This window comes from Catenibacterium sp. UBA627, assembly GCF_002299355.1.
In the GTDB taxonomy this organism is placed as follows: domain Bacteria; phylum Bacillota_I; class Bacilli_A; order Erysipelotrichales; family Coprobacillaceae; genus Catenibacterium; species Catenibacterium mitsuoka.
In genome coordinates this window covers 1-4,200 of the sequence record NZ_DBPF01000061.1, presented here as the reverse complement: position 1 = coordinate 4,200, position 4,200 = coordinate 1, and the positions used below count along the sequence as shown (strand labels likewise).

The 4,200-nt window shown below is 34.1% G+C and carries 5 protein-coding genes; 3 read left to right on the top strand and 2 right to left on the bottom strand.

Features of this window, described 5'->3' with window-relative positions; all coding sequences use genetic code 11:
• Positions 1-27 precede the first annotated feature (27 nt).
• The gene (locus B2S90_RS04385) at positions 28-909 is read right to left on the bottom strand and encodes a PHP domain-containing protein (RefSeq protein WP_286696587.1); all 882 of its coding nucleotides are present in this window, start codon (positions 907-909) and stop codon (positions 28-30) included.
• A gap of 132 nt (positions 910-1,041) precedes the next feature.
• Here B2S90_RS04385 and B2S90_RS04380 point away from each other — a divergent pair, with 132 nt between their 5' ends.
• The gene (locus B2S90_RS04380; RefSeq protein ID WP_055233212.1) at positions 1,042-2,205 is read left to right on the top strand and encodes a pyridoxal phosphate-dependent aminotransferase; all 1,164 of its coding nucleotides are present in this window, start codon (positions 1,042-1,044) and stop codon (positions 2,203-2,205) included.
• On the opposite strand, the gene B2S90_RS04375 is transcribed toward B2S90_RS04380, so the two are convergent.
• Positions 2,202-2,732 carry a TetR/AcrR family transcriptional regulator gene (locus B2S90_RS04375; RefSeq protein ID WP_055233211.1) on the bottom strand — a complete coding sequence of 177 codons (531 nt, stop codon included), beginning with the start codon at positions 2,730-2,732 and terminating at the stop codon, positions 2,202-2,204. The genes B2S90_RS04380 and B2S90_RS04375 overlap by 4 nt on opposite strands.
• 100 nt (positions 2,733-2,832) lie before the next feature.
• Here B2S90_RS04375 and B2S90_RS04370 point away from each other — a divergent pair, with 100 nt between their 5' ends.
• Positions 2,833-3,663, top strand: a complete 831-nt coding sequence (locus B2S90_RS04370) for a DegV family protein (RefSeq protein ID WP_278861129.1) — start codon at positions 2,833-2,835, stop codon at positions 3,661-3,663.
• A 34-nt stretch (positions 3,664-3,697) separates the two neighbouring features.
• On the top strand, positions 3,698-4,200 hold a 503-nt coding region (locus B2S90_RS04365; protein ID WP_286696586.1), incomplete at its 3' end, for a chromate transporter.

The following is a 4,200-nucleotide window of genomic DNA, read 5'->3' as shown; positions in this document are numbered from 1 at the left end:
CTCAAAAAAGGAAAGCTTTCACTTTCCTTAGATTAAATGATACTTCTTTAAGTTTTCTTTTATCTCTTCTTCTACTTGACTATGATGTCCACCTAACTTAATAGAAGGTTTTGTTTTACCATGGAAATCACTACCACATGTATAAAGAATATTCAGTTCTTTTGCCTTATTATAGAAGTATTGATTCACTTCTTCTGGATGATAACTAGAGAAACATTCAACCCCCTGTAATCCTAGTTTAACCATTTCATCTAGTAATTCAAACTGTCCTTTCAGATTATTCCCAGGATGAGCTAGCACTGCGACTCCACCATGTTCATTAATCAGTTTAATTGTCTCTTCTAATGTAGGAAACTTAATCTCTGTATAACAAGGTTTCCCCTGTGCATAATAATCCCAATAGAAATTCACAAAAGGATTATCACTTCTAGACCCACCTTCACGATATGGTTTAAGTAATTCATTATTTAAATAACGTGGATCATTTAATAATGCTTCACCAAACATTTCACCTGTATAGACACCGTTAGAAGATAAAGCATCTAATTGTACTTTCTCTAATTCAAAGCCTAGATTATTAGTCAATTCTAGTTTCTTTAAGCTGCATGCCTGTTCCTGTTTCTCAATGCTTTCACCTAACTTGTTAAACTCTTCTGAATCATCAACACCATATCCCACAACATGAAGATTCACACCCTTATAGGTACAATCTACTTCAATGGCTGGTATATAATTCATACCTAATTCCTTGCATCTTAAAGATGCTTCATTATTGGCTTTAATCCAGTTATGATCCGCAATAGCCATAATCTGGATACCTGACTGGTGACACATATCGACTAACTGTGTAGGTGTATATTCACCATCATCACTATAGAAACTATGCATATGTAAATCAATACTACTCATACTATTCTCCTCTCATATATATTCATCATATCATAAACAACAATCAACTTCAGAGAATTCATATCTTATCATTCATTTTACGTGACAAATATTAATCATTGTGATAATTTATTTGAAAAAGGAGTTGGTTTTATGAATTTATCTCATCGTACTGATACATTTACTGATTCAGTCATAAGAAGAATGACAAGAGTATGTTTGAAATATAACGCTATTAATTTATCTCAGGGATTTCCTGATTTTGATCCACCTAAAGAAATATGTGATCGTTTGGCTGAAGTGTCTCATGAAGATTATCATCAATATGCGATTACCTGGGGTGCACAGAACTTTAGAGAAGCATTGGCTCATAAACAAGAGAAATACATGGGTTTACCTATCGATCCTAACAAGAATATCGTTGTGACATGTGGTTCTACAGAAGCCATGATGTGTGCCATGATGACTGTCTGTGATCCAGGAGATAAGGTTGTTGTATTTTCACCTTTTTATGAAAACTATGGGGCTGATGCAATTTTATCTGATGCCAAACCTATTTATGTTCCATTACATCCTCCACTATTCAACTTTGATAAGAAAGAATTAGAAGATGCCTTTAAACAGCATCCTAAAGCATTGATTCTTTGTAACCCTTCTAACCCATGTGGTAAGGTTTTTACTAGAGAAGAATTAGAATATATTGCCTCACTTGCAGTGAAGTATGATACATATGTTATTACGGATGAAGTCTATGAACATATTGTCTATGCACCAAATAAACATGTGTATTTTGCCTCTCTTCCAGGTATGTTTGAAAGAACTATTTCATGTAGTTCACTTAGTAAAACTTATTCTATTACTGGATGGCGTTTAGGTTATATTATTGCGCCAGAACATATTATCGATGTCGCAAAGAAAGTACATGACTTCTTAACAGTTGGTGCAAGTGCACCATTACAGGAAGCAGCCGTTGTAGGACTTGAATTTGGAGAAGACTATTATAAAGAACTACAGGCATTATATACACATAAGAAAGATTTATTCTGTAATGGTTTAAGAGAACTTGGTATTAAATATACTGAGCCACAAGGTGCTTATTATGTCCTTGTAGATATATCTGAATTTGGTTATGACGACGATGTGAAGTTCTGTGAAGATCTTGCTCGTATTGTGGGTGTAGGGGCTGTTCCTGGTTCTAGCTTCTTTAAAGAAAATGTAAATCACCTCATTCGTTTTCATTTCGCAAAGAAGGATGAAACACTTCTTGCCGCATTAGATAAATTAAAAGATATGAAAAAAAAGATGCCTCATTATTAAGACATCTTTGGTGCACTTTCACTAATCATCTTGGCTACTTCCTGTGCAGGAACAAGTTTTCCTGTCTTTTCCCAATTAATAAATGTATTGAGTAAAGCACCTGCATAGTAATACGCACGATAAATCATTTCTTTATGATCAGAATAGAGTTCTACCATGAAATGGTTGACTGCATTCACTAATACAGAATAAAGACCTTGTCTTTCCATGATAATAAAGAATGTCGCATACTGATCAAAGAATTCTATTGAAAACAAGATATGCGAATATTCCATAAAACGTTCTCCTTTAGGACGTTTTTTATGTTCTGTCAAATATTGAATAATGATTTCGCGTAGATAGTCTTCTATCGCATTCACCTTAGAATCATAATAATGATAATAAGTCATACGTGAAATACCTGCTTTTTTCGCAATCTGGCTTACTGTAATCTTATCTAGAGGATCTCTCTTCATAAGTTCTACAATCGCTTCTCCTATACACATTCTTGTAAATCTATTTCTTTGTGTTTTCTTATTTACGTCCATAAACTGCACCTCTGAACAAATATTTACATAAACTTTCTCTTTGTAAATTGTATCATTTCACAATTTAAACTACAATAGCATTGTTAGGGAGGTTTTTCGCATGAAAAGAAAAATTGTAACTGACTCATCTTGTGATATATGGGAATTAAATGGCGTAGATTTTTCGGTAGCACCGATGACTATTTCTACTGATAATAAACACTATGTAGACAATCAGGAACTAGATGTACGTTTAATGTCTGAAGACCTTGCAAAGTATAAAGGTGTTTCCCATACTGCATGTCCAAGTGTTGGGTCTTGGTTAGATTGTTATGAAGGATATGATGAAGTGTTTGTCGTCACTTTAACTGGTGCTATGTCAGGCACTTATAACTCTGCCATGACAGCCAAAGGTATTTATGAAGAAGAAAATGAAAATGTAAAGATACATGTATTTGATAGTTTATCTACAGGTCCTGAAATGAGATTACTTATTGAAAAATTAAAAGAAATGATTGAAGAAGATCTAACATTTGAAGAAATTGTAGAAAAAGGACAGGACTATCTTAATCATACTAGATTATTCTTCGCATTAAAATCATTACATAACTTTGCGATGAATGGACGTGTAAGTAAAGCAGTTGCTTCTGCGATTGGTGTATTAAATATTTCTATTTTCGCAACAGCCAGTGAAGAAGGTACGATCCAGCAGATCAGTAAATGTCGTGGTGAAAAGAAAGTTGTGAAATCTATGATTGAACATCTTGAAAATGCAGGATACCATGGTGGTAAGGTACGTATCTCACATGCAGATAATTTAAAACTTGCACATAATGTCAGAGATAAGATTTTAGAGCTTTATCCACATGCAGATATTATTGTATATCCAATGGGTGGTCTATGTACTTATTATGCTGAAATAGGTGGACTACTTGTAGGGTGTGAATGTTAAGCCAGTTGAGAAACTGGTTTTTTTCATACCTAAAATGTATAATACTGAACATAGGAAGGTGAATACTTTGAAGAATAAATTAGTGAAGCTCTTCTTGTCTACTCTCTACTTAAGTGCTTTTACTTTTGGAGGTGGATATGTCATCGTCTCTTTAATGAGAAAGAAGTTTGTTGATGAATACAACTGGATTGATGAAGATGAGATGTTAGATTTAGTCGCTATTGCGCAAAGTGCACCAGGCCCTATTGCGGTCAATGGAGCTATTGTAGTTGGATATAAGATGGCAGGACTACTTGGTATATTCATTTCTGTACTAGCCACAATTATTCCTCCTTTTGTAATCATATCTGTCATTTCTGTCTTTTATGAAATATTTAAGACTAATCTGATTGTATCTCTTATGTTAGAAGGAATGCAGGCAGGAGTCGGTGCTGTTATTGCATCCGTATGCTTCGAAATGGGCAGTGGTCTCTTAAAAGAGAAAAACAAGCTTTATCCTGTGATTATGATTGGTGCTTTTGTCGCAAACTATATATT